The 21,700-nt window shown below is 68.7% G+C and carries 22 protein-coding genes; 12 read left to right on the top strand and 10 right to left on the bottom strand.

Annotated features, from left to right (window positions below):
• Position 1 precedes the first annotated feature (1 nt).
• The 5 genes from frdA to AC0662_RS39025 all read right to left on the bottom strand — a co-directional run bounded on the left by frdA (position 2) and on the right by AC0662_RS39025 (position 5,165).
• On the bottom strand, positions 2–1,744 hold the full coding sequence (gene frdA / locus AC0662_RS39045) for a fumarate reductase (quinol) flavoprotein subunit (RefSeq protein ID WP_478306992.1): 1,743 nt from the start codon (positions 1,742–1,744) through the stop codon (positions 2–4).
• 4 nt (positions 1,745–1,748) lie between these two features.
• Positions 1,749–1,982, bottom strand: a complete 234-nt coding sequence (locus tag AC0662_RS39040; protein ID WP_452201038.1) for a hypothetical protein — start codon at positions 1,980–1,982, stop codon at positions 1,749–1,751.
• A gap of 102 nt (positions 1,983–2,084) precedes the next feature.
• A complete protein-coding gene (gene zwf / locus AC0662_RS39035) occupies positions 2,085–3,581 on the bottom strand; it encodes a glucose-6-phosphate dehydrogenase (protein ID WP_452201036.1) in 1,497 nt (498 codons plus the stop codon).
• 51 nt (positions 3,582–3,632) lie between these two features.
• Positions 3,633–4,349, bottom strand: coding sequence for a dipeptidase PepE (gene pepE / locus AC0662_RS39030; protein WP_452201034.1), 717 nt, complete (start codon positions 4,347–4,349; stop codon positions 3,633–3,635).
• 15 nt (positions 4,350–4,364) lie between these two features.
• Complete coding sequence (locus AC0662_RS39025) at positions 4,365–5,165, bottom strand: IclR family transcriptional regulator (protein ID WP_452201032.1); 801 nt, start codon at positions 5,163–5,165, stop codon at positions 4,365–4,367.
• Between the two features lie 98 nt (positions 5,166–5,263).
• Between AC0662_RS39025 and AC0662_RS39020 the strand changes: the two genes are divergently transcribed.
• The 7 genes from AC0662_RS39020 to AC0662_RS38990 are packed head-to-tail and all read left to right on the top strand — an operon-like array spanning position 5,264 to position 13,279.
• Positions 5,264–6,271: an ABC transporter permease gene (locus tag AC0662_RS39020; RefSeq protein WP_452201030.1), complete on the top strand. Its 1,008-nt coding sequence runs from the start codon at positions 5,264–5,266 to the stop codon at positions 6,269–6,271.
• The gene (locus AC0662_RS39015; RefSeq protein WP_452201028.1) at positions 6,264–7,121 is read left to right on the top strand and encodes an ABC transporter permease; all 858 of its coding nucleotides are present in this window, start codon (positions 6,264–6,266) and stop codon (positions 7,119–7,121) included. The genes AC0662_RS39020 and AC0662_RS39015 overlap by 8 nt, the downstream gene beginning before the upstream one ends.
• A 20-nt stretch (positions 7,122–7,141) precedes the next feature.
• The gene (locus AC0662_RS39010) at positions 7,142–8,722 is read left to right on the top strand and encodes an ABC transporter substrate-binding protein (protein WP_478306988.1); all 1,581 of its coding nucleotides are present in this window, start codon (positions 7,142–7,144) and stop codon (positions 8,720–8,722) included.
• Positions 8,719–9,987: a M20 family metallopeptidase gene (locus tag AC0662_RS39005; protein WP_478306986.1), complete on the top strand. Its 1,269-nt coding sequence runs from the start codon at positions 8,719–8,721 to the stop codon at positions 9,985–9,987. Before AC0662_RS39010 ends, AC0662_RS39005 begins: the two co-directional genes overlap by 4 nt.
• A complete protein-coding gene (locus AC0662_RS39000) occupies positions 9,980–11,653 on the top strand; it encodes an ABC transporter ATP-binding protein (RefSeq protein ID WP_478306984.1) in 1,674 nt (557 codons plus the stop codon). The genes AC0662_RS39005 and AC0662_RS39000 overlap by 8 nt, the downstream gene beginning before the upstream one ends.
• Entirely contained in the window at positions 11,650–12,318 is a 669-nt protein-coding gene (locus AC0662_RS38995; protein ID WP_478306982.1) for an AroM family protein, read from the top strand. Before AC0662_RS39000 ends, AC0662_RS38995 begins: the two co-directional genes overlap by 4 nt.
• 28 nt (positions 12,319–12,346) lie before the next feature.
• Entirely contained in the window at positions 12,347–13,279 is a 933-nt protein-coding gene (locus AC0662_RS38990) for a DUF1177 domain-containing protein (protein WP_478306981.1), read from the top strand.
• Here the strand turns inward: AC0662_RS38990 and AC0662_RS38985 are convergent.
• On the bottom strand, positions 13,276–13,653 hold the full coding sequence (locus tag AC0662_RS38985) for a VOC family protein (protein ID WP_452201019.1): 378 nt from the start codon (positions 13,651–13,653) through the stop codon (positions 13,276–13,278). The two genes, AC0662_RS38990 and AC0662_RS38985, sit on opposite strands and share 4 nt — an antisense overlap.
• A gap of 141 nt (positions 13,654–13,794) precedes the next feature.
• On the opposite strand from AC0662_RS38985, the gene AC0662_RS38980 reads away from it, so the two are divergent.
• The 4 genes from AC0662_RS38980 to AC0662_RS38965 are packed head-to-tail and all read left to right on the top strand — an operon-like array spanning position 13,795 to position 16,300.
• Positions 13,795–14,133: a YciI family protein gene (locus tag AC0662_RS38980; RefSeq protein WP_452201017.1), complete on the top strand. Its 339-nt coding sequence runs from the start codon at positions 13,795–13,797 to the stop codon at positions 14,131–14,133.
• Positions 14,130–15,317, top strand: coding sequence for an RNA polymerase sigma factor (locus AC0662_RS38975; RefSeq protein ID WP_478306978.1), 1,188 nt, complete (start codon positions 14,130–14,132; stop codon positions 15,315–15,317). The genes AC0662_RS38980 and AC0662_RS38975 overlap by 4 nt, the downstream gene beginning before the upstream one ends.
• Before the next feature lie 18 nt (positions 15,318–15,335).
• The gene (locus AC0662_RS38970; RefSeq protein ID WP_478306977.1) at positions 15,336–15,920 is read left to right on the top strand and encodes a maleylpyruvate isomerase family mycothiol-dependent enzyme; all 585 of its coding nucleotides are present in this window, start codon (positions 15,336–15,338) and stop codon (positions 15,918–15,920) included.
• The gene (locus AC0662_RS38965; RefSeq protein ID WP_478306975.1) at positions 15,917–16,300 is read left to right on the top strand and encodes a VOC family protein; all 384 of its coding nucleotides are present in this window, start codon (positions 15,917–15,919) and stop codon (positions 16,298–16,300) included. Before AC0662_RS38970 ends, AC0662_RS38965 begins: the two co-directional genes overlap by 4 nt.
• Here AC0662_RS38965 and AC0662_RS38960 read toward each other — a convergent pair.
• A complete protein-coding gene (locus AC0662_RS38960) occupies positions 16,297–17,796 on the bottom strand; it encodes a serine hydrolase domain-containing protein (RefSeq protein ID WP_478306973.1) in 1,500 nt (499 codons plus the stop codon). The two genes, AC0662_RS38965 and AC0662_RS38960, sit on opposite strands and share 4 nt — an antisense overlap.
• A 100-nt stretch (positions 17,797–17,896) precedes the next feature.
• Between AC0662_RS38960 and AC0662_RS38955 the strand changes: the two genes are divergently transcribed.
• Positions 17,897–18,430 (top strand): helix-turn-helix domain-containing protein, encoded by a 534-nt coding sequence (locus tag AC0662_RS38955; RefSeq protein ID WP_478306971.1) that lies wholly within the window; start codon positions 17,897–17,899, stop codon positions 18,428–18,430.
• Here AC0662_RS38955 and AC0662_RS38950 read toward each other — a convergent pair whose 3' ends face one another.
• Genes AC0662_RS38950 through AC0662_RS38940 form a run of 3 tightly spaced genes read right to left on the bottom strand, consistent with a single transcriptional unit; the run spans position 18,431 to position 21,650 of the window.
• Positions 18,431–19,675 carry a class I SAM-dependent methyltransferase gene (locus AC0662_RS38950; protein ID WP_478306969.1) on the bottom strand — a complete coding sequence of 415 codons (1,245 nt, stop codon included), beginning with the start codon at positions 19,673–19,675 and terminating at the stop codon, positions 18,431–18,433.
• Positions 19,672–20,406: a DUF1365 domain-containing protein gene (locus tag AC0662_RS38945; protein WP_478306967.1), complete on the bottom strand. Its 735-nt coding sequence runs from the start codon at positions 20,404–20,406 to the stop codon at positions 19,672–19,674. Before AC0662_RS38945 ends, AC0662_RS38950 begins: the two co-directional genes overlap by 4 nt.
• The gene (locus AC0662_RS38940; protein WP_452201001.1) at positions 20,403–21,650 is read right to left on the bottom strand and encodes an NAD(P)/FAD-dependent oxidoreductase; all 1,248 of its coding nucleotides are present in this window, start codon (positions 21,648–21,650) and stop codon (positions 20,403–20,405) included. Before AC0662_RS38940 ends, AC0662_RS38945 begins: the two co-directional genes overlap by 4 nt.
• Positions 21,651–21,700: the final 50 nt, after the last annotated feature.

Here is a 21,700-nt window from a genome sequence, read left to right as displayed (position 1 = left end):
CTTACCTCCCGTACACCCGTTCCGCCGGTGCCCAGCGGGTGATGGTCACCGGGAGATACGTGACGCGGCTGGATCCGTCGGGTTGGCGTCGTACCAGCGAATGCGCCAGGAAGCGTTCGTCGTCGCGGGCCGGGAAGTCGGTCCGCTGGTGTGCACCGCGCGACTCCTCCCGGAGGGTCGCGCCGGCGATGATGCACTCGGCGACATCCAGCATGAACCCGAGTTCGAGCCACGCGATCAGTTCGGTGTTGAAACTCGTGCTGTGGTCGTCGATCGCCGCGTGCTGGAAACGCAGCCGCAGCTCGGCCAGTTCGTGCCCGGCCTTGGTCAGCGAGTCGCCGTCACGATAGATCCCGGCGCCGTTCTCCATCGTGGTCTGCATCTCGGTCCGGATGTCCGCGATCCGCTGGTGCCCCTCGGCACGCCGGCCCAGCTCCGCCGCCAGCCGTCGTTCCTCGTCCCGGCCCTGTGCGACGATCGACGCCGGTACGGCGCGGTGATAGCGACCGGCGAACACGGCGGCGGCCCGGCCCGCCCGGTTGCCGAAGACCAGGCACTCCGGCAACGAGTTCGACCCCAGCCGGTTGGCGCCGTTGATGCTCACACAGGCCACCTCGCCGGCGGCGTACAGACCGTCCAGCGAGGTCGCGCCGCGAAGGTCGGTGTGAACTCCGCCCATCATGTAGTGCACGACCGGGCGCACCGGGACGAGTTCGTGCACCGGATCGATGTTCTGGTACTTCGAGCACAACTCGCGGACGAACGGCAGCTTGGCGTCGATCAGCTTCGCACCGAGGTGCCGCAGGTCGAGGTTCACCACCGGTCCGTACGGCGTCTCGATCGTGCGGCCCTTCTCCACCTCGTGGACGAACGCCTGGGACAACCGGTCCCGCGGTCCGAGTTCCATGTTGCGCAGTACCGGGTCCGGTGTCGGTGTACCGAGGTCGTAGTCCTGCAGATACCGGTAGCCGTCCTTGTTCAGCAGCCAGCCGCCTTCGGCGCGCGCCGCCTCGGTGATGAGGATGCCGGTGAACGGCAGGCCGGTCGGGTGGTATTGGACGAACTCCATGTCCTTCAGCGCCGCGCCGGCCCGGTAGGCGAGCGCCATTCCGTCGCCGGTCTTGATGTTGGCGTTGGTTGTGAACGGGAAGACGCGACCACAGCCGCCGGTACACAGGATCACCGCGTTCGCCGTGATGGTCTCGACCCGGCCGGTGGCCAGTTCGATCGCGACGACGCCGTACGTGCGCCCGTCGTCGACCAGGAGCTTCGTCACGTACCACTCGTCGTACCGGACGATGTCCGAGTAGGAGAGTGCGGTCTGGAACAGTGTGTGCAGCAGGTGGAATCCGGTCCGGTCGGCGGCGAACCAGGTGCGCATCTTCTTCATCCCGCCGAAGGCCCGGACGGCGATCTTCCCGTTCGGCTGCCGGCTCCAGGGGCAGCCCCAGTGCTCGAGCCGGAGCAGCTCCCGAGGAGCCTCGGCGACGAACGCCTCGACGGCGTCCTGGTCACACAGCCAGTCACTGCCGGACACCGTGTCGTACGCATGCTCGTCCAGCGTGTCGTCCGGCCCGGCCACGGCCGCGGCACCGCCTTCGGCGGACACCGTGTGGCTACGCATCGGATAGACCTTCGAGATCACCGCGACACGAAGCGCCGGGTTGGTCTCGGCCACCGCGATGGCGGCTCGCAACCCGGCGCCGCCGCCCCCGACCACCACCACGTCGTGATAGCTCGCCATGGGGTCAGGCTTCGTGTTCGCCGCTGTGTTCGTCGGCCAGGACCTTGCCGTCGTGCCGCACGGTCCTGATCCGTACGCTGCCGTCGTGGAACTCGTGCCGGATTTGCCGGCACCCACAGGCGTACAGCATGTCGTCGCGCCGGAGGCCCTCGAAGTCGTCCTCCTGGCTCCGGTCCGCATCCCCGGTCCGCCCACACGGCGCCCGCTCCCCAGTGAGATGCGTCTTCGTCCCCGTCATCCGCCCACCTCCTCCGCCCTCCGAGGTGTTGGTGACCTACATCACACACCCCCGATAGTGCGCCTACCAGGAGAGGACGGCAATGGGCAGAGCGGCGGTCGCCTACTGCTTGGCTTCCCGCCACTCGCGCTCGAAGGGCAGCCGCCAGGCGCGCGGAGCGATCAGCTGGTGGATCGCGTTCGGGCCCCAGGTGCCGGCCTGGTACGTCTTCGCGGGCGGCGGGTCGTCGAGCAGCGGCGCGGAGCGGTCCCACAGCGACTCGATGCCCTCGGCCGTCGTGAACAGCGTGTGATCACCGCGCATCGCGTCCAGGATCAGCCGCTCGTACGCCTCCAGGACGTCGGCCGCGTTCTCGGTCTCCTGGGTGGAGAACTGCATCGACAGCTTCTCCAGCCGCATCCCCGGACCGGGCCGCTTGCCGTAGAACGACAGCGACACCCGCGAGGAGTCGGCCAGGTCGAAGGTCAGGTGGTCCGGACCCTCGGAACCGACGCCGGAGCCGGACGGGAACATCGTCTTCGGCGCCTCCTTGAAGGCGATCGAGATGATCCGCTGGCCCTCGGCCATCTTCTTGCCGGTGCGCAGGTAGAACGGCACGCCGGCCCAGCGCCAGTTGTCGATCTCGACCTTCAGCGCGATGAACGTCTCGGTGTCGGAGTCCGGCGCGACCCCTTCCTCGTTGCGGTACCCGGAGTACTGGCCGCGGACCACGTCGGCCGGGTGGATCGGCAGCATCGACCGGAAGACCTTGTTCTTCTCCTCCGAGATCGCTCGCGGTTCCAGGGCGGTCGGCGGCTCCATCGCGACGAACGACATCACCTGCATCAGGTGCGTGACGACCATGTCCTTGAACGCGCCGGTCGGCTCGTAGAACGTGGCCCGCTGGTCCAGGCCGAGCGACTCCGGGATGTCGATCTGCACGTGGTCGATGAAGTTCCGGTTCCAGATCGGCTCGAACAGGCCGTTGGCGAACCGGAACGCGAGGATGTTCAGCGCCGCTTCCTTGCCGAGGAAGTGGTCGATCCGGAAGATCTGCGACTCGTCGAAGGTCTGGTGGACGAAGTCGTTGAGCTTGATCGCGGTCGCCAGGTCGTCACCGAACGGCTTCTCCATCACCACCCGCGCCCGGTCGACCAGACCCGCGTCGCGGAGCATCGCGATCACCGCCTGGGCCGCCTTCGGGGGCACCGACAGGTAGTGCAGCCGGCAGGCGTCCGGGCCGAGCAGCTCCTCGGCCTTCTTCACCGTGGCTGCGAGCGCCTCCGGCCCGGCGGTGACCGGCACGTACTCGAGCCGCTCGGCGAACTGTGCCCACTGCTCGTCGGTCATCTTGTGGGTGCCGAAGGTCTCGACCGCCTTCTTGGCCCGCTCCCGGAACTCGTCGCAGCTGAGGTCCTCGGTCGCGGTGCCGATGATCCGGACGTCCGGCGCGAACCGGGACTGCTGCAGATAGGCCAGCCCCGGCAGCAGCTTCCGCTTGGCCAGGTCGCCGGTGGCGCCGAACAGCACGATCACGTGCGGCGCGAGCGGCTCCGGATCCCGTCGCGACGGTCGCGATCCGGGGGACGGATACGCAATGGTCTGAGTACGGTCAGGCATTCAGTCCTCCCGAGGACGCCACCGGAGCCAACACACCTGGCAGTCTAGGCACTAACGGTGTACGTCGAACTCCGGTGTGACGGCGAGCAGCTCGGACAGGTCGGTCCCGACCGTGATCTCCGCCGCAGCGACGCCGCGCCGGAAGACCCGGGCACCGAGCGGAAGCCCGTCGAGAGTGAGCGTGTCGCCGCTCAACCGCAGCCAGGTGCCCTCCCGAAGACCGACCACGGGGACGTCGTTCTCCTCGAGGAACTCGGTGATCCGCAGCTCCCGCGTCTCGCCCTGGTGTGTCGAGGACGGGTCCGGGTCGAGGTAGTGCGGGTTGAGCTGGAACGGCACCAGCCCGAGCGTCTCGAACGACGGCGGCTGCACGATCGGCATGTCGTTACTGGTCCGCATCGTCGGCCCCGCGAGGTTCGTCCCCGCGCTCGAACCGACGTACGGCGCTCCGCCGCGGACCCGGTCCCGGATCACGGCCAGTTCGCCGTTCTCGTGCAGCGTCTTGACCAGCCGGAACGTGTTCCCGCCACCGACGAAGATCGCCCGCGCCGACGACAGCACGTCGCCGGTGTGCGCGCCGACGACCGACACACCGAGCGGTGCGAGCGCGGCCCGGACCGTCGCGGTGTAGCCGTCGTGATCGGCCAGCGCGTACGGGACGAAGACGACCTCGTCGATGCCGTTCAGCACGTCGTGCAGCGCGTCGACGGCGTGTTCGAGGTACCCCCGCCCATGCGTGGCGGAGTTGGACAGCAGAAGCAGTTCCACAGGTTCCCCTCTAGATCAGCGGCGGCGGTTGCGGGCCGCCGGGGTGCGGTGCGCGAGCAGCAGGTTGCTGAGTTCTTCGGTTGCCTCCAGCAACCGCGGGACGTGGTCCCGGATGTCGTCGATCAGTTCCTCGGACTTGCCCTCCGCCACGGTCAGCGAGCCGATCGGGCGGCGGCCGAGCCGGACGGGCGCCGCGATCGCGCGGGTGGCGGCGTCGTACTCGCCGTCGGAGAACGCCCAGCCGGTCTGCACGGTGTCCTCGAAGACCTGCTCGAGCGCGACCTCGTCGACCTCGGTCAGGTCGGTGAAGCGGGCGAACGGGCGGCCGGACAGCAGGGCCCGCCGCTCGTTGCGGTCCAGGAAGGCGAAGTACGCGCGGGACGTCGCGCCGGCGTGGGCGGGGTAGAGGTCACCGAGCAGCGGGTGGCTGCGCAGCGGGCCGCCGCCCCCGTCGACGGCCGCGATGCAGCGCACGTGGAAGCCGTCCGGGATGGTGAAGGTCGTGGTCCGGTTGGTGTCGTGCGCGAGCCGTTCGAGGACGCCGTCGGCGAGCGCGGCGAGACCGCCGGTGCGCTCCCAGAGCGCGGCCATCCGCCACATCGTCGGGCCGAGGCTGTATCGCCGGCTGATCGGGTCCGAGCGCAGGAACCCGCGGAACGCCAGCGCCGCGAGCAGCCGCTGGGCCGAGGACTTGTCGATGCCGAGCTCGTCGGCGAGCTCCATCACGCCCCAGTCGCGGCGCTGCTCGGAGTACGAGATCAGGATCTGCAACGCCCGGTCCACGGTCTGCAGTGGTGATCGTGTGTCGTCGTCCACGGCGAGAACGGTAGCGCAACGGCCCGATTATTGAATTGGTCTCTCATATAACGGGAAGTCGTTGCAGATGCCGTGATCTGTCCCCGAATCTCATCGGCATGAATCTCGTCCTGCGCCGCGTGCTCGCGATGGTGCCCGCGCTGATCGGCGTCGTGGTGTGCATCTTCGTGCTCACCCGGGTGCTGCCCGGTGACCCGGCCCGGACGCTGGCCGGCGAGCAGGCCGACCCGAGCGTGGTCGCGAAGATCCGCACCGACATGGGCCTCGACCAGCCGCTGCACGTCCAGCTGGTCCGGTACTTCGCGGACCTTCTGCACGGCAACCTCGGGTTCGCCTGGCACACCGGCCACAGTGTCGCCTCCGACTTCGCGTCCCGGCTGCCGGCGACGGTGGAACTCGCACTGGTCGCCCTGGTGATCGCGTTGCTGGCCGGCGTACCGCTCGGGGTGATCAGCGCCACCCGCCGTGACCGTCCGGTCGACCACGCCGGTCGCGTGTTCTCGCTGCTCGGTGCGTCGATGCCGCTGTTCTGGCTCGGGCTGATGGTGATCGTGGTGTTCTACAACAAGCTCGGTTGGGCACCCGCGCCGCTCGGCCGGGTCGCCGAGGGCGTGAACCCGCCCACCAACATCACCGGCTTGTACATCGTCGACTCGCTGATGACCGGCGATGTGGTCGCGCTGAAGTCGTCGCTGTCGCACATCATCTGGCCGGCCCTGTGCCTGGCCACCGGCAGTACGGCGATCATCGCGCGGATGACCCGCTCGGCGATGCTCGAGGTGATCGGTCAGGACTACGTCCGGACGGCGGTCTCCAAGGGCCTCAAGCCGTCGGTCGTCACGCTCAAGCACGCGCTGCGGAACGCGGCCCCGGTGATCGTCACGGTCTCCGGTCTGCAGTTCGGCCAGCTGATGGGCGGCGCGGTGATCACCGAGACGGTCTTCACCTGGCCCGGCGTCGGCTCGTACGTCGTGCAGTCCGTACTGGCCACCGACTACGCGCCGGTGCAGGCCTTCACGCTGGTCGCCGCGGTCGTCTACCTGGCGGCGAACCTCGTCGTCGACCTCGTCAACGCCCGCCTGGACCCGAGGATCGCGGATGCCTGAGACACTCACCAAACCCCAGACGACTTGGCGGCTGCTGCTCCGCAACAAGCTCGCCGTCGTCGGCCTGGTCTTCATCGCGATCTGGACCGTCGGTGCGCTGCTGTCCGGTCTCTCCCCGTACGGCGCGACGCAGCCCGGTGCCGGTGGTCTGCTCCAGGGCCCGACCCTCGCGCACCCGTTCGGCACCGACAACTTCGGCCGCGACATCCTCACCCGGGTTCTCGCCGGTGGCCGGATCTCGTTGTGGACGGGCCTGATCGCGATCGCGATCTCGCTGGCGATCGGCGTACCGCTGGGGGCGTTCGCCGGATACGTCCGCGGCCGCGCCGGCGGGCTGATCATGCGGCTGATGGACATGCTGCTGGCGTTCCCGTCGCTGGTGCTCGCGATGGCGATCGCGGCCGCGATGGGGCCGGGCATGGTCAGCGCGATGGTTGCCGTCGGCATCGTCGGGATCCCGGAGTTCGCCCGGATCGTGCACGGCCAGACGCTGTCGCTGCGGGAGCGCGACTTCGTCGAGGCCGGCCACGCGATCGGGCTGCCCGCCCGCAGCATCCTGATCCGGCACATCGTGCCGAACGCCCTGGCGCCGATCCTGGTCCGGGCCACGCTCGGCATGGGCTACGCGATCCTGACCGCTGCCTCGCTGAGCTTCATCGGCCTCGGTGCCCAGCCGCCCGACCCCGAATGGGGCGTACTGATCTCCGACGGCCGCGGCTACATCATCAGCGGCGAGTGGTGGATGACCACGTTCCCCGGCCTGGCGATCGCGACCTCGATCCTCGGCTTCAACCTCCTCGGCGACGGCCTGCGGGACGTCCTCGACCCTCGGCTGCGGACCAGCCGATGACCCTCTGGAAGGAGACCCGCGTGAAGCGGACAGTTCTCACCCTCGCCGCGGTGTCGGCGCTCGCGATGTCCGGCTGTGCCGCGAACGCGAACAGCAACGCCAACGGCGGCAGCAGCGGCAAGGACGCCGCCGCCGACACCCTGGTCGCCGCCTACTCCGAAGGCGGCAAGACCCTCGACCCGGCCGAGGCCAACGACGTCACCTCGGACACCTTCGTGACGGCGGCCTACGACCAGCTGGTCACCTACGGGCGGACCGAGGTGAACGGGAAGCCACAGGCGAAGACCGACGAGATCAAGCCGATGCTGGCCGAGTCCTGGCAGGCCGGTGCGAACAACACGTCGTACACCTTCAAGCTGCGCACCGACGCGAAGTTCCAGGACGGGTCGGCGATCACGGCGGACGACGTGGTGAAGTCGTTCGACCACATCAAGGCGTCCAGCTCGGCCAGCTTCCTGTACAAGATGGCCGGTATCGCCAAGGTCACCGCGGTCGACGAGCACACCGTGAAGATCGACCTGACCGCGCCGAACCACCTGTTCCTGCAGATCCTGCCGATGTACTCGTTCTCGATCGTGGACATGGACCAGGTGACGAAGAACGGCGGCGCGAAGTGGCTGTCCACGAACACCGCCGGCTCCGGCCCGTACAAGATCACCAAGTGGGACCCGTCGACCGAGGCGTCGATGACCCGCAACGACGCGTACTGGGGTGACAAGCCCAAGCTGCGCGACGTCGACGTGAAGTTCATCGCCGAGGCGTCGAACCGGGTCCAGTTGCTGCGCAAGGGCGAGGTCGGTCTGGCCCTCGAGGTGCCGCCGAAGGACGTGCAGTCGCTGAAGGCCGCCGACGGTGTGGTGATCGACTCGCGGGCCAGCAACAAGATCCTGTTCTTCGCGATGAACAACAAGATCAAGCCGTTCGACGACCCGCGGGTCCGGCAGGCGGTGTCGTACGCGATTCCGTACGACAAGCTGCTGAACGACGTGATGAAGGGCCAGGCGTCGCCGATGAAGTCCTCGGTGGCCAGCTCCACGCCGGGCTTCAGTGACGCCGGCTACACCTACACCCACGACCTCGACAAGGCCAAGGCGCTGCTCGCCGAGGCCGGCCTGTCGAAGGGCTTCAGCTTCGACTTCACGCTCGGCTCCGGGTTCGACGACTGGAACGACGACGCGGTGCTGATCCAGGCCGAGCTGGCCAAGATCGGCGTCACGATGAACATCAAGAAGATGGCCCGGCCGCAGTTCCTGGAGGCGCTGGCGACCAAGCAGGTGCAGTCGTACATCACTCGCTGGACGTCGTTCGTCAACGACCCCGGCTACCACCTCGGTCTGCTGCTCACCAGCCAGGGCTCGAGCAACTACGCGAACTTCTCCGACCCGGCCGTCGACCAGGCCTGGCAGCAGGCGGCCACCGAACCGGACGTTGCCAAGCGCAACAAGCTGTACGGCGCCGCGCAGCAGGAGATCAACACCAAGGCACCGTGGGCGTACCTGTACGAGTACAACATCGTGGTCGCGCACCGGGCCGGTCTCGACGGGTACACGTCGTACCCCGACGGCATCGTCCGCTTCTCGCAGCTGAGCGTGACGAAGTGACGGCCTGGGAGCAGCGGGTGCTCGCCGAGATCGAGCGGACCGCGGACGACCTGATCGAGCTGGCCGGCGACCTGATCCGGATCCCGAGCGAGAACCCGCCGGGGGACTGCACCGAGATCGGCGAGTTCATCGCCGCCGTCCTGCGGAAGGCGGGTGTCGAGGTGGAGATCCTCGACGCCGGCCAGGGCCGCCTGAACGTGGTGTCGCACCAGGGCTCGGAGGGTGAGCGGCACCTGGTGCTAGCGGGTCACTCGGACGTCGTACCGGTGGGTGACGTGAGCCGCTGGAGCTTCCCGCCGTTCGCCGGTGACGTCGTCGACGGGTACCTGCGCGGCCGCGGCGCCAGCGACATGAAGGCCGGCCTCGCCGGGATCATCCACGCGTACGTCGTGATGCACCGGCTCGGCGTACCGCTGGGTGGGCGGCTGTCGCTGGCCGCGGTACCGGACGAGGAAGTGGGCGGACCGCTCGGCGCGGACTGGTTGCTCGACCGCGGGGTGCTCGACGGTGCGACCGGTGCGGTGATCGCGGAGCCGGCCGAGCGGACGCACCCGACGATCGGCCAGAAGGGCAGCAACTGGTTCCGGCTGACCGTGTCCGGACGTCCGGGGCACGGCAGTCTGCAGCCGCTGCACGGGACCAATGCGAACCTGCAGGCAGCGAAGGCGATTCTCGCGCTGCAGGGGTTGTGGGAGATGGTTCCGGACGCGCCGGCCGACGTACGGGAGCTGATCGCTTCGTCGCAGAAGTTCGCGGAGGAGCGGGAAGGGTACGCACCCGGGATCGGTGCGGTGTTCGACCACGTGACGATCAACGTCGGGAAGGTGACCGGCGGGTCGGCGACCAACGTCGTCGCGGACAAGTGCGTGGTCGAGATCGACACCCGCGTCCCGATCGGACTGAGCCGGGCGCAGGTGCTGGCGCGTGTCGACGAGCTGCTGGCCGAGGCCGGTATTGAGGCGACGGTGGAGCCGCTCGGGTTCCGCAGTGAGCCGAACTGGACGCTGCCGGACGACCCGATCGTGGTGGAGCTCGTCAGTGCACTGCGGGAGCTGACCGGTGAGCCGGCCGAGGGCGTGCTGCAGTGGGCGTCGTCGGACGCGCGGACGTTCCGCAGCCATGGCATTCCGGTGCTGCAGTACGGTCCGGCCGAGCTGGCGACCATCCACGGCTTCGACGAGCGTGCACCCGTCGCAGATGTCGTACTGGCGGCGAAGACCTATGCACTGACGACGCTGCGGTACCTCGGGGTTCGTGATGAGTGATCTGCTCAAGGTGACCGATCTGAGCGTTCGGATCGACACCTCGCGCGGACCGATCACTCCGGTCCGTGGCGTCAACCTCAGCATCCCGCGGGGCAAGATGCTCGGGCTGGTGGGGGAGTCCGGCAGCGGCAAGAGCGTGACGGCGATGACGATCACTCGGCTGCTGCCGCGGCGGTCGGTGCACGTGACCGGCGGACGGATCGAGTTCGACGGGCGGGACCTCACTAACCTGTCGGACCGGTCGCTGCGGGCCGTGCGGGGCAAGGAGATCGCGACGATCTTCCAGGAGCCGATGACCGCGCTCAACCCGGTACTGACCGTGGCGGACCAGGTCATCGAACCACTCCGCCTGCACCTGGGGCTGTCCCGCCGTCAGGCCGCGGACCGGGCCGCCGAGCTGCTCGACATGGTCGGCATCCGCGACACCGCCCGGGTACTGCGGGACTACCCGCACCAACTCTCGGGTGGGATGCGTCAGCGCGTGATGATCGCGATGGCGATGTCCTGCGAGCCGAAGCTGCTGATCGCCGACGAACCGACCACGGCGCTCGACGTCACCACCCAACTGCAGATCCTCGAGCTGGTGATGGACCTGCAGCAGAAGCACGGTACGTCGGTCCTCCTGATCACCCACGACCTCGGAGTGGTCGCGCAGACCTGTGACGAGGTGACGGTGATGCACAACGGTGAGGTCCAGGAGACCGCACCGGTCGAGCAGCTCTTCGAGTCACCGCAGGCGGACTACACCAAGCGGCTGCTGAGCTTCCTGCCGTCCAGTCAGCCCCGATCGCGGGAGACCCGACCGTCGGACGAGCCTGCGCTGCTGGAGGTGTCCGACCTGGTCAAGGTGTTCCCGGGGCGTCGGCGGCGCGGCCGGCGTACCGAAGCTGTCACTGCAGTGGACGGAGTGAGCTTCAGCGTCGCACCGGGGCGGACGCTCGCCATCGTGGGGGAGTCCGGCTCCGGGAAGTCCACGACCGGCCGGGCGTTGCTCAGGTTGCACGAGCCCACGTCCGGGGCGGTGCGGTTCGACGGGGTCGATCTGCTCGGGCTGTCCGACGAGGCGTTGCGGGCGATGCGTTCGCGGATGCAGATCGTCTTCCAGGACACCTATGCGTCGCTTGACCCGCGCTGGACGATCGAGCGCACGCTGGCCGAGCCGTTGCGGCTGCACACCGACCTGGACGCCACGGGGATCCAGGAGCGGTTGGTCGAGGTGATGGAGCTCGTCGGACTGGAGGCGGACCATCTGCACCGGTTCCCGCACGAGTTCTCGGGTGGTCAGCGGCAGCGGATCGGGATCGCCCGCGCGTTGCTGCTCAACCCGTCGCTAGTGGTCTGCGACGAGCCGGTGTCGGCGCTGGACGTGTCCGTGCAGGCGCAGGTCCTCGATCTGCTCAAGGACCTGCAGGAGCGGCTCGGTCTGACGTACGTGTTCATCTCGCACGACCTGTCGGTGGTGCGGCTGATCGCGGACGACGTACTGGTGATGAGCCGCGGCAAGGTCGTCGAGCGCGGCACGGTGGACGAGGTCTTCGCCGCACCGAGCCACCCGTACACGAAGGCCCTGCTGGCTGCGGTGCCGTCGCCCGATCCACGCTCGCGGCTCGACCGGGAGCGCCGTCGGGAGCTGGTCGAGGCCGGCACGAGGGAGGCTGTCGCGTGACCGTTCTTGGTGTCGTGACCATCGGGCAGTCGCCACGCAGCGACATGTTTCCGGAGCTGCTCCAGTGGTTGCCGTCGACGGTCGAGGTCCGTGAACGCGGTGCACTCGACGGCCTGAGTACGGCGGAAATCGCAGCGCTGGCGCCGACGCCCGGGGACGAGACGCTGACCACCCGGTTGCGCGACGGGTCGTCGGTGGTGATCGGACGGGCCGGCATCCTGCAGCGGTTGCAGGCTGCGATCGACATTCTCGAGGCGGGCAGCGCAGACGCCGTACTGCTGGTGTGCACCGGTGAGTTCCCGGCGTTCCGGCACAGCCGCCCGTTGCTGTTGGCCGGGCCGTTGATGACCGCCGGTCTGTCTGCGATCGCCGGCGACTCACTCGTCGGAGTGGTGTGCCCGCTGGCGGAGCAGGAGCAGCAGTCGTACGAGAAGTTCGCGGGGCTCGACCAGAAGATCAAGGTCGCCTGGGCGACGCCGTACCAGCCCGGCCTGACCGAGCTGGAGAACGCGGCCCAGAAGCTCGCCGCGGAAGGTGTGCAGCTCTTGGTGCTCGACTGCATGGGCTACACCCAGGCGCACCGGGAGGCGGCCGCGGCTGCTTCCGGTCTGCCTGTGGTGCTCTCCCGCTCCGTCGTCGCCCGGCTGACCGCCGAACTCTGCTGAACACATTTGACTGAGGAGATGCACAGATATGCCATGGCGTGAGGTTCTGGACCTGTACGACCTGCTCGACGACTCGGCCGCGTCCGGTGAAGGGGTAGCGGCCTGGTTGCGGAAGAACGGCGTCGACGACGTCCGCGTGACGACGGTGCAAGGGAACAAGGGCAGCACGGACTTCGTGCGTGCGGTGATTCCCGGCAGCCGCGGCCGGACCGTGGGTGGCGACGCCCCGACCCTCGGGGTGATCGGGCGGCTCGGTGGACTCGGCGCGCGGCCGGAGCGGATCGGGTTCGTGTCCGACGGCGACGGTGCGCTGGTCGCGCTCGCGGTCGCCGGGAAGCTCGGCCGGATGTTGCTCCGCGGTGACCAGCTGCCGGGTGACGTGATCGTCGCGACGCACGTCTGCCCGGACGCGCCGACCCGCCCGCACGACCCGGTGCCGTTCATGGACTCGCCGGTGGAGCTCGGCGCGATGAACGACCACGAGGTCGAGCCGGCGATGGAGGCGGTGCTGTCCGTCGACACCACCAAGGGCAACCGGATCGTGAACCACCACGGGTTCGCGATCTCGCCGACGGTCAAGGAAGGCTGGATCCTGCGGGTCAGCGAGGACCTGCTCGAGGTCGCGTCCCAGGTGACCGGCCGGCTGCCCGCCGTACTGCCGCTGACGATGCAGGACATCACGCCGTACGGGAACGACGTGTACCACGTGAACTCGATCCTGCAGCCGTGTACGGCGACCAGCGCGCCGGTGGTCGGGGTGGCGATCACGACCGAGACTGCCGTACCGGGCTGCGGCACCGGGGCGACCGACCTGGCGAGTGTCGAGTCCGCCGCCCGGTTCTGTGTCGAGGCCGCGAAGAGCTACGGCGCCGGCGCCGTAGAGCTGTTCGACCCGGCCGACTTCGACCGGCTCACGACGCGCTACGGCTCCATGCGTCACCTGCAGACGATGGGTTCCTAGTTGGTCTGCCAGAGGCCGAGGATGTTGCCTTCCGGGTCCTTGAAGTAGCCGGCATACCCCATGTCGCCGACCGGCAGCTTCTCGCCGATCGGTTCGCCGCCGAGGCTCTCGATGGTCTTCCAGGCCGCGTCGATGTCCGGGACGTCGACGGTCAGGATCGGCCGGGTGAGCTCGGCGGTGCGCTGGAACATGCCGCCGTTGATGAACCCGGGCTCGGACGGCATCGACTGCTCGTTCACCGGGCCGGTCGAGACCATCGTGTAGTTCATTTCGGGCATCTCCATCAGGTTCCACCCGAACGCCTCGCGGTAGAACGCCCGCGCTCGCTCCGCGTCGTCGTACGGCACCTCGAAGTGCACGATCCGACCTGTCATCGCAGTCCCCTCCCACTGGTACGCCGCTAGTGCCGACGCTAGACCTGGTACGCCGGTGCAACCAGCCCGCACCGAATACGGTGGGGGGTGTCTGTCTCCGGCTTACCTGTTCGTCGGTGGAGTGACAGGGAGGATGGGCCTATGAAGTACTTGCTGATGATCTGTGGTGACGAGTCGGCCGCCGCGCACGCCAACGACGGGTGCGGGGGCTGGACCGAGGAGATGACGTCGCGGGGCGTCGTCGCCGGTGGCGCGGGGCTGCGGCCGCCGGACGAGGCGACGACGGTCCGGGTGCGCAACGCGGAGGTGCTGCTCACCGACGGGCCGTTCGCCGAGACGAAGGAACAGATCGGTGGCTTCGTGCTGATCGACTGCGCCGACCTGGACGAGGCGATCGAGATCGCGTCGAAGCACCCAGCGGCCGGGTACGGCACGATCGAGATCCGGCCGGTGCTGGAACCGCCACCAGGAGTGGTGTGACCTTCGAGGACATCTACCGGCAGGAGTGGGGCCAGGTGGTCGCCACTCTGATCGGGATGACCGGTGACTGGGAGCTGGCTGAGGAGTGCGCCCAGGAGGCGTTCGCCGCGGCGCTGGAGCGCTGGCCGCGGGACGGCGTACCGGACCGGCCTGGTGCGTGGCTGACCACGACCGCACGCCACCGGGCGATCGACTGGCTGCGCCGTGAGGCGGTGGGCGCCGCGAAGCTCAAGGAGGTGGCCGCGATGCAGGACGAGCCGGATCCGCCGTACGACGTACCGGACGATCGGCTGCGGCTGATGTTCACGTGCTGCCATCCGGCGCTGGCGATGGAGGCGCGGGTGGCGCTGACGCTGCGGACGCTGGCCGGCCTGAGTACGACGGAGATCGCGCGGGCGTTCCTGGTCCCGGAGACCACGATGTCGAAGCGCCTGACCCGCGCGAAGCAGAAGATCCAGCACGCCGGCATCCCGTACCGCGTCCCGCCGGCCCATCTGCTGCCGGAGCGAACTCCCGCCGTACTGGCGGTCCTCTACCTCCTCTTCAACGAGGGGTACTCCGATGTTGTCCGCAGCAACCTCAGCGGTGAAGCGATCCGGCTCGCGCGTCTGCTGGTCCACCTGATGCCGGACGAACCAGAAGCCGGCGGACTGCTTGCGCTGATGCTCCTGCACGACGCCCGCCGCGAGACACGTCTAGCGCGTGACGGTGCGCTCATCACTCTCGAGGACCAGGACCGCACCCGCTGGGACCACGAGCAGATCACCGAAGGCGTAGACCTCCTCGACTCGGCGCTCCGTCGCGGTGAACCCGGCCCGTACCAGGTGCAGGCTGCCATCGCCGCCTGCCACGCCACCGCCCGCACCGCGGCCGACACCGACTGGCCACAGATCGCCGCCCTCTACGCCCAGCTCCCGCAGACCCCTGTCGTCGCCCTCAACCGAGCCGTAGCCATCGGCATGTCCGACGGACCCGCCATCGGCCTCCGCGTCCTCGACGACCTCTCCACCGGACCACTGGCCGACTACCACCTCCTCCCAGCCACCCGGGCCGACTTCCTACGTCGCCTCAACCGCCACCCCGAAGCAGCAACCGCCTACCGCGAGGCTCTGGCACTGGCCACCACCGAGTCCGAACGCCAGTACCTGCAGAAAAGACTCCGCGAGGTGTCTGCATCGGCCTAAGCCGTTCGTCGGTGGGTCATGACGGATATCAGAAGTGCGGTAACCGCCGAGCGCTCCGAGTTCGCGAACGTGCTCGCAGGCCTGACCGACGACCAGTGGGACCAGCCGACGCTGTGCGCCGGGTGGCGCGTCCGGGAGCTGGTCGCGCACATGACCATGCCATACCGGACCTCCGGGATGCAGTTCGTGACGGGGATGGTGCGGGCCGGCGGGAAGTTCAATCGGTACGCCGACAAGCAGGCGCGGCGGGACGCGGAAGAGATGACGTCGGCCGAGTTGCTGGACTGTCTTCGGCAGAACGTCGACCACCCGTGGAAGCCGCCGGGAGGTGGCTACGAAGGCGCGCTCTCGCACGACGTCATCCACGGGCTCGACGCAACTGTTGCCCTGGGCCTCGACCGCCGGGTACCGCTGGAACGCCTGCGACTGATCTTCGACGCCATGAAGCCACGCCAGCTCAAGTACTTCGGCGTCGACCTGACCGGCGTCCAACTGCAAGCCACCGACCTCGACTGGACCTACGGCACCGGTACGCCGCTGAAACGCCCGGCGCAGGAACTGCTCCTGCACCTGTGCGGCCGAACGATTGGAGTCACCCGATGATCATCTGCCTCCCGATCGAGGACCGCTCGCGCTCGTACGTGTTCTACCAGGAAGCGCTCGACCTGAAGCCAGTTGGCGAACCGGACGAGGACGGGATTCCCGAACCGCTGCAGTTCGCGCTCGCGGACGACGTGACCATGATGCTGATCCCGACCGGCGGCTTCGGCTGGGTGTTGGGGGACCAGCCCGCTGCGCCGCGTGGGCAGAGTGAGTGCATTCTGAGCGTGCGCCTCGACAGTGCGGACGCTGTCGATGTACTGAACGCTCAGGCGGTCGCCGCCGGGGCAGTGCAGGTGACGGCGCCGACCCGAAAGCCGTGGGCGTACCTGGCCACCTTCACTGATCCCGACGGACACCTGTGGATGGTCACCACCGGTTAGAGCACGCGGTGCCGGAACGTCTTGGCGCTGCGGGTGCCTGTGGCGTGGTGGCGGAAGAGGCGGCCGCCGTACCGAAGCCACTCGACCTGACCGTTGTCGCCGCGGACGAAGTTGACGCGGACGTGGGTCGGCGTACCGTCCGGGTTCAAGGCGAGCGCGAAGTCCTTGCGGTAGAAGGCGAAGCGGAACAGCGCCTGCCCGCTCGCGCCGGCGGCCAGCTCGCCCTTGTCGGCGGTGACGTCGAGACCGAGCTCCTCCGGCTTCCCGTCGAACCCGATCTGCTGTGACACGTACGTACCTTCGAACTCCGCGAGCTGACGGGCCGGCAGCTGGCGCGGTACGGCGGGCAGGTTGTTCACGCCGGCGAACTCCTGCAGCGCCCAGTCGTCGGCGAACAACTCGGCCACCAGCAACGGACCACTCTCCGAGTTCGTCAGCAGTGTGATGGCGAAGTCCCGCTGCGGCACGAACAAGAAGCCGGAGTGCTGGCCGTTCCAGTCGCCGCCGTGCTGGATCACGGTCGGGCCCTGGGCCGTCGGCCGCTGCATCCAGGTGACGCCGACGCCGTTCAGCTCGACGAACAGCGTGCCGCCAGGCCCTGGGTGGGACTGCATGGCCAGCCGCGCCCGATCGCTGAGCAGACGTGGGAATCCAGCGTGGCCCATGTGGAACCGCGCGTACCGCAGCTGGTCGCGCGGGCTCGAGATCAGCCCGCCGATCGAGTGCAGCGCCCGCGGCATCGCGTCGAACGACGGCTCGACGACCGCCTTGCCGTCGACCACGTTGTGCGACGCGGCGACGCTGAACCCGCCGAGCTCGCTGTGGAAGAACCGGCTGTGCGCGAGCCCCAGCGGATCGACGACGAGCTCGCGGGCGGCCGTCTCGTAGGGCTTCCCGGTCACCACCTCGATGATCCGCCCGGCCACGCCGATCGCGGCGTTGTTGTACGAGAACACCTTCCCGAGCGGAGTGAGCTGCGGGATCTTCGTCATGTCCGCGACGTACTTCGCGAGCGCGTCCTCGCCCTGACCGGTGTCCTCGAAGTAGTCGCCCTGCCAGCCGGCCGAGTGGTTCAGCAACTGCCGGACGGTGACCCGGGCGGCCACCGACGCGTCCTGGGTCGCGAAGTCCGGGAGGTACGCGCGCACCGGCCGGTCGAGGCTGATCCGGCCGCTCTCGACGAGCCGCATGATCGCCGTCGCGGTGAATGTCTTGCTGGTCGAGCCGATCCGGAACACGGTGTCGGCCGACACCGGCTCGTTGGTGTCCACGCTGGTCACGCCGAAACCGCGGACGTACTCGCGGCCGCGGTACCAGACCCCGAGGCCGGCGCCGGGGATCGCGTACTTGGCCATCCCGGCCTCGATCTTCTCGGCGAGCCGCCCGATCGCGGCGGGTTCCCGGACACCGCCGGCCGTGGCGGGCAGGGTAGAAACAGCAGCAACCGGTACGGCGGCCGCCGCGGACTTGAGCACGGTACGACGGGTGAGCGACACGTCAACGTCTCCTCGGGGCGAGTAGGAATGGGTCCGTTGCCGCTATTATTACCACTGTTGGTATCAATGGATACCCTGAAAGAACCCTGATGGAGAGCCGATGGAGGAGTCGCCGACCCCGGTGCTGGACGTTCTGCTGCACCCGATCCGCTGGCGCATCGTGCAGCGCGTGCTCGGTCGCGAGGTGACCACCACCGACCTGAAGCGCGACCTGCCCGACATCCCCGCGACGACGCTCTACCGGCACGTCGCCGCGCTGATCGACGCCGGCTACCTGACCGTCGTCCGCGAGCGCAAGATCCGCGGTACGACGGAACGCACGCTCAGCCTGGACCAGACCAAGGTCGGCCGGATCGACGAGCGCGAGGCGCGCGCGATGACGCCGGAGCAGCACCGCCAGGCGTTCCTGATGATGCTGACCCGGCTCGCGGCGGACTTCGACCGCGTGGTCGACAGCGGCGACCTGTACCCGCGGATGAACCAGTTGGGCTACTCGCAGCTCGCCCTCTACCTCAGCTCCGAGGACATGGCCGACTTCCGCGCCCGCTTCACGGAACTGATCGAGCCTTACCTGGAAGAGTCGCCCGGAAAGGACCGCGTCGTTCTGTCGATGTTCTCGCTGCCGGACAGCTGATTAGTGGCGAGTGAGGCGGAGTTGGCCGACGTCGAGGTACCCGGAGGCGAAGCCGGCCTCGCAGTAGCCCAGGTAGTACTCCCAGACTCGCCGGAACGTCTCGTCGAACCCCTCCGCCCGGACGTCCTGCCAGTTGGCGGTGAACTGATGCCGCCAGCGGCGGAGCGTCTCGGCGTAGTCCGCACCGAACCTGTGGTCGTCGTCGACCGCCAGCGTGGTGTGCTGCGCCAGCGTCTCGTCGATGGCGGTCCGGGACGGGATCAGGCCACCGGGGAAGATGTACTTCTGGATCCAGCCGTACGAGTGCCGCGTGGCGAGCATCCGGTCGTGGTCCATCAGAATCGCTTGCAGGGCGACCGATCCGCCCGGTGCGAGCAGCTGGTCGAGAGCGCGGAAGTAGTCCGGCCAGTACTCCTCGCCGACCGCCTCGATCATCTCCACGCTGACGATGGCGTCGTACGAACCGGTCACCGCACGGTAGTCCTGCAGCCGCAGGTCGACGCGGTCGGCCAGTCCGGCGTCGGCGACGCGCTTCTGGGCCAACTGCAGCTGCTCGGTCGACAACGTCACTCCGGTGACCTGTGCGCCACGACGGGCCGCTGCGATCGCCAGTGTGCCCCAGCCGATCCCGATCTCCAGCACCTGACTGCCAGGGCCCACACCGGCCTGGTCGAGGATGCGCTCGACCTTTCGCGTCTGCGCGTCCTCGAGGTCCTGGGCGGACAGCGGTACGTCGTGGTCGAACAGTGCGGAGCTGTAGGTCATCCCAGGGTCCAGGAAGGCGCCGAACAGCGCGTTGCTGAGGTCGTAGTGCGCGCTGATGTTGTCGCGGGCACCTGTCAGCGTGTTGCGCTGTCGACTCGGGATGCGCTGGTCGACGACCCGCCGGAAGCGGAGCAGCCACCGCGGTACCAGCTGTGCGACCCGGGCCGCGAACGGCGTCAGCAGATCGCCCAGATCGGTTCCGTCGGCCGCGGTCCAGTCGCCGGCCATGTACGCCTCGCCCAGACCGATCTTCGGGTTGTGCGCGAGCCGCTCGAACATCGACTGCGGCCGGACGATCCGCAGGACCGGTGCGTCCGGCCCACCGCCGCCGCGCACTGTGCCGTCGGGGTAGAGCGCCCGTACCGGCACCTGGTCGAGCATCCGGTCGACGATCAGCCGGGTGAACCACGCGCGCACGCACAGCGGACGCAGCGCGGGGTGCCGGAGGCAAAGCGGCTGGGCAACGGTCAGAGTGCTCATCGAAGTCCTTCCTGGAGCGGGTGCACCGGCCGCTTGATCACGGGGAGCCGGCGGGCCCAGAGCCACAGGCCGTGCATCCGGATCAGCGCCGAGACCCGTTGTGGCATCAGCGGCATGCGTACTGCGGTGGACAACACTGCTCGACGCGTCGCAGGGCGCGGTACGCCGTCGAAGCTCGCGCCGAAGACCGTCCGGTCGCCACGGGACAGACTGACCTGCACGCGGACCTGGTCGTGGCCCAGCTCGAAACTGAGGCGGTACGTGCCGGACACGTCGTTGAACGGCGAGACGTAGAACTCCTTCGCGGTGTCGGCGCTGCCGTCCGCATCCGGGCGCAGCAGGTAGACGTGCCGTTCGCCGTACGTGTTGTGCACCTCCGCGACGACGTACGGGCTGTCGACGCACCAGAAGACGGTGAGCGGATCGAAGACGTGACCGAGCACGCGGGCGTTGGCCAGCATCACGACCCGTCCGTCGTACTCGATCCCGTGGCTGGACAGATAGCGGAGCAGATCGGCCTTGAGCGTCGGACCGTGGCCACCGAGGTGGTCGCGGGTCTCGAAGCGCGCCAACGGACGCAGGTACCACGGCAGCCGCGGTACGTCGTCCAGGTCGATCAGCCACTGGTACACCCGATGCCGGAACGCGTGCCGGACCGGGCCGGACCGCCCGTGCCGGACAGTGCCGGTGACGATCGCCGGGAGGGAGCGGGTCTGACCGGCGATCGTCACCAGCGGACTCCGAAGGACTCGGCCGCCGCGACACCGGAGCGGCAGCCGTCCTCATGGAATCCCCAGCCGTGGTACGCCCCCGCGAACGCGACCAGGCCGGTGTTGAGGCTCGCCAGCCGGCTCTGCGCGGCGACGGCCTCCGGGGTGTAGACAGGGTGCTCGTAGTCCATCCGGGCGATCACCTTCGCCGGATCGACGGTCTCGGCGCCGTTCAGCGTCACGAGGTACGTCTCGTCGGTGTCCAGTCCCTGCAACCGGTTCATCCAGTACGTCGTCAGCGGGGTGCCGGGACGCACCACGTAGTTCCAGGAGGCGCGGGCGTTCTTCGTTGCGGGAAGCAACGACGAGTCGGTGTGCAGGACGGTCTCGTTGCGGCTGTACTCGAACGGCCCGAGCACCGCCTTCTCCTCGGGCGTGGCGTCGGCCAGCAGGTCGAGCGCCTGGTCGGCGTGGGTCGCCAGCACCACCCGGTCGAAGTCGAGCGTGTTGCCGTCAGCAACGGTCACGCCGACGCCGTCAGGGTGCCGCTGGACGGACCGCACCGGTTGGCCGGCGCGGACCGCGTCGAGACGGTTTGCCACGGCAGCGACGTACTGGCGGGAGCCGCCGGTGACGGTCAGCCATTGGGGTGAACCGGTGACCGAGAGCATGCCGTGGTGGTCGAGGAACTTGAACAGGTAGCGCGCCGGGTACGTCAGGGCCGAGTTGCCGCCGCAGGACCAGACGCAGGACACCACGGGGACGGCGTACAGGCGGATGAAGGCCGGACTGAACTTCTCGTCCTCGAGGAACTCGCCGAGCGTCACGAGGTCGTGGTCGTCGGTTCGGGCCACGTACGCGGCGGCGCGGCGGTGGAAGCGGCGTACCTCGGTCAGGAGCTGCAGGAACCGCGGATCGGCGAGCCGGCGACGCTGCGCGAAGATCCCGGTCGCCCCGCGTCCGCCGGCGAACTCCAGGCCGCTGGCCGGGTCGCTGATGCTCATGCTCATCTCGGTCGGCTGCGTCGGCACGCCCAGCTCGCCGAACAGCCGGCGGAGCAGGGGATAGGTGCGGTCGTTGTGCACGATGAAGCCGGTGTCGATCGCCAGCCGCCGTCCGGCCGGGTCGGTGATGTCGTGGGTATGGGCGTGTCCGCCGAGCCGCGCGTCGGCCTCGAACAGGGTGACGTCGTAGCGCCGCGCGAGCAGATAGGCGGCGGTCAGGCCGGACACTCCGGCTCCGATCACAGCCACGGACTCGGTCATGGGCAGGGCCTCCAGGCTGTCTAAGGTTTGTCTAGAGATTAGGCATGCTG

Source organism: Kribbella sp. NPDC043289 (assembly GCF_056436705.1).
Note: the sequence above shows the minus strand (reverse complement) of the source record. Positions and strands in the feature narration are given on the sequence as shown.

What these genes read in the sequence shown, in the direction of transcription:
- frdA (WP_478306992.1), bottom strand. Translation starts at nt 1,744, where the DNA reads ATGGCGAGCTATCACGACGTGGTGGTGGTCGGGGGCGGCGGCGCCGGG.
- AC0662_RS39040 (WP_452201038.1), bottom strand. Translation starts at nt 1,982, where the DNA reads ATGACGGGGACGAAGACGCATCTCACTGGGGAGCGGGCGCCGTGTGGG.
- zwf (WP_452201036.1), bottom strand. Translation starts at nt 3,581, where the DNA reads ATGCCTGACCGTACTCAGACCATTGCGTATCCGTCCCCCGGATCGCGA.
- AC0662_RS39020 (WP_452201030.1), top strand. Translation starts at nt 5,264, where the DNA reads ATGAATCTCGTCCTGCGCCGCGTGCTCGCGATGGTGCCCGCGCTGATC.
- AC0662_RS39015 (WP_452201028.1), top strand. Translation starts at nt 6,264, where the DNA reads ATGCCTGAGACACTCACCAAACCCCAGACGACTTGGCGGCTGCTGCTC.
- AC0662_RS39000 (WP_478306984.1), top strand. Translation starts at nt 9,980, where the DNA reads ATGAGTGATCTGCTCAAGGTGACCGATCTGAGCGTTCGGATCGACACC.
- AC0662_RS38990 (WP_478306981.1), top strand. Translation starts at nt 12,347, where the DNA reads ATGCCATGGCGTGAGGTTCTGGACCTGTACGACCTGCTCGACGACTCG.
- AC0662_RS38985 (WP_452201019.1), bottom strand. Translation starts at nt 13,653, where the DNA reads ATGACAGGTCGGATCGTGCACTTCGAGGTGCCGTACGACGACGCGGAG.
- AC0662_RS38980 (WP_452201017.1), top strand. Translation starts at nt 13,795, where the DNA reads ATGAAGTACTTGCTGATGATCTGTGGTGACGAGTCGGCCGCCGCGCAC.
- AC0662_RS38970 (WP_478306977.1), top strand. Translation starts at nt 15,336, where the DNA reads ATGACGGATATCAGAAGTGCGGTAACCGCCGAGCGCTCCGAGTTCGCG.
- AC0662_RS38965 (WP_478306975.1), top strand. Translation starts at nt 15,917, where the DNA reads ATGATCATCTGCCTCCCGATCGAGGACCGCTCGCGCTCGTACGTGTTC.
- AC0662_RS38955 (WP_478306971.1), top strand. Translation starts at nt 17,897, where the DNA reads ATGGAGGAGTCGCCGACCCCGGTGCTGGACGTTCTGCTGCACCCGATC.
- AC0662_RS38950 (WP_478306969.1), bottom strand. Translation starts at nt 19,675, where the DNA reads ATGAGCACTCTGACCGTTGCCCAGCCGCTTTGCCTCCGGCACCCCGCG.
- AC0662_RS38940 (WP_452201001.1), bottom strand. Translation starts at nt 21,650, where the DNA reads ATGACCGAGTCCGTGGCTGTGATCGGAGCCGGAGTGTCCGGCCTGACC.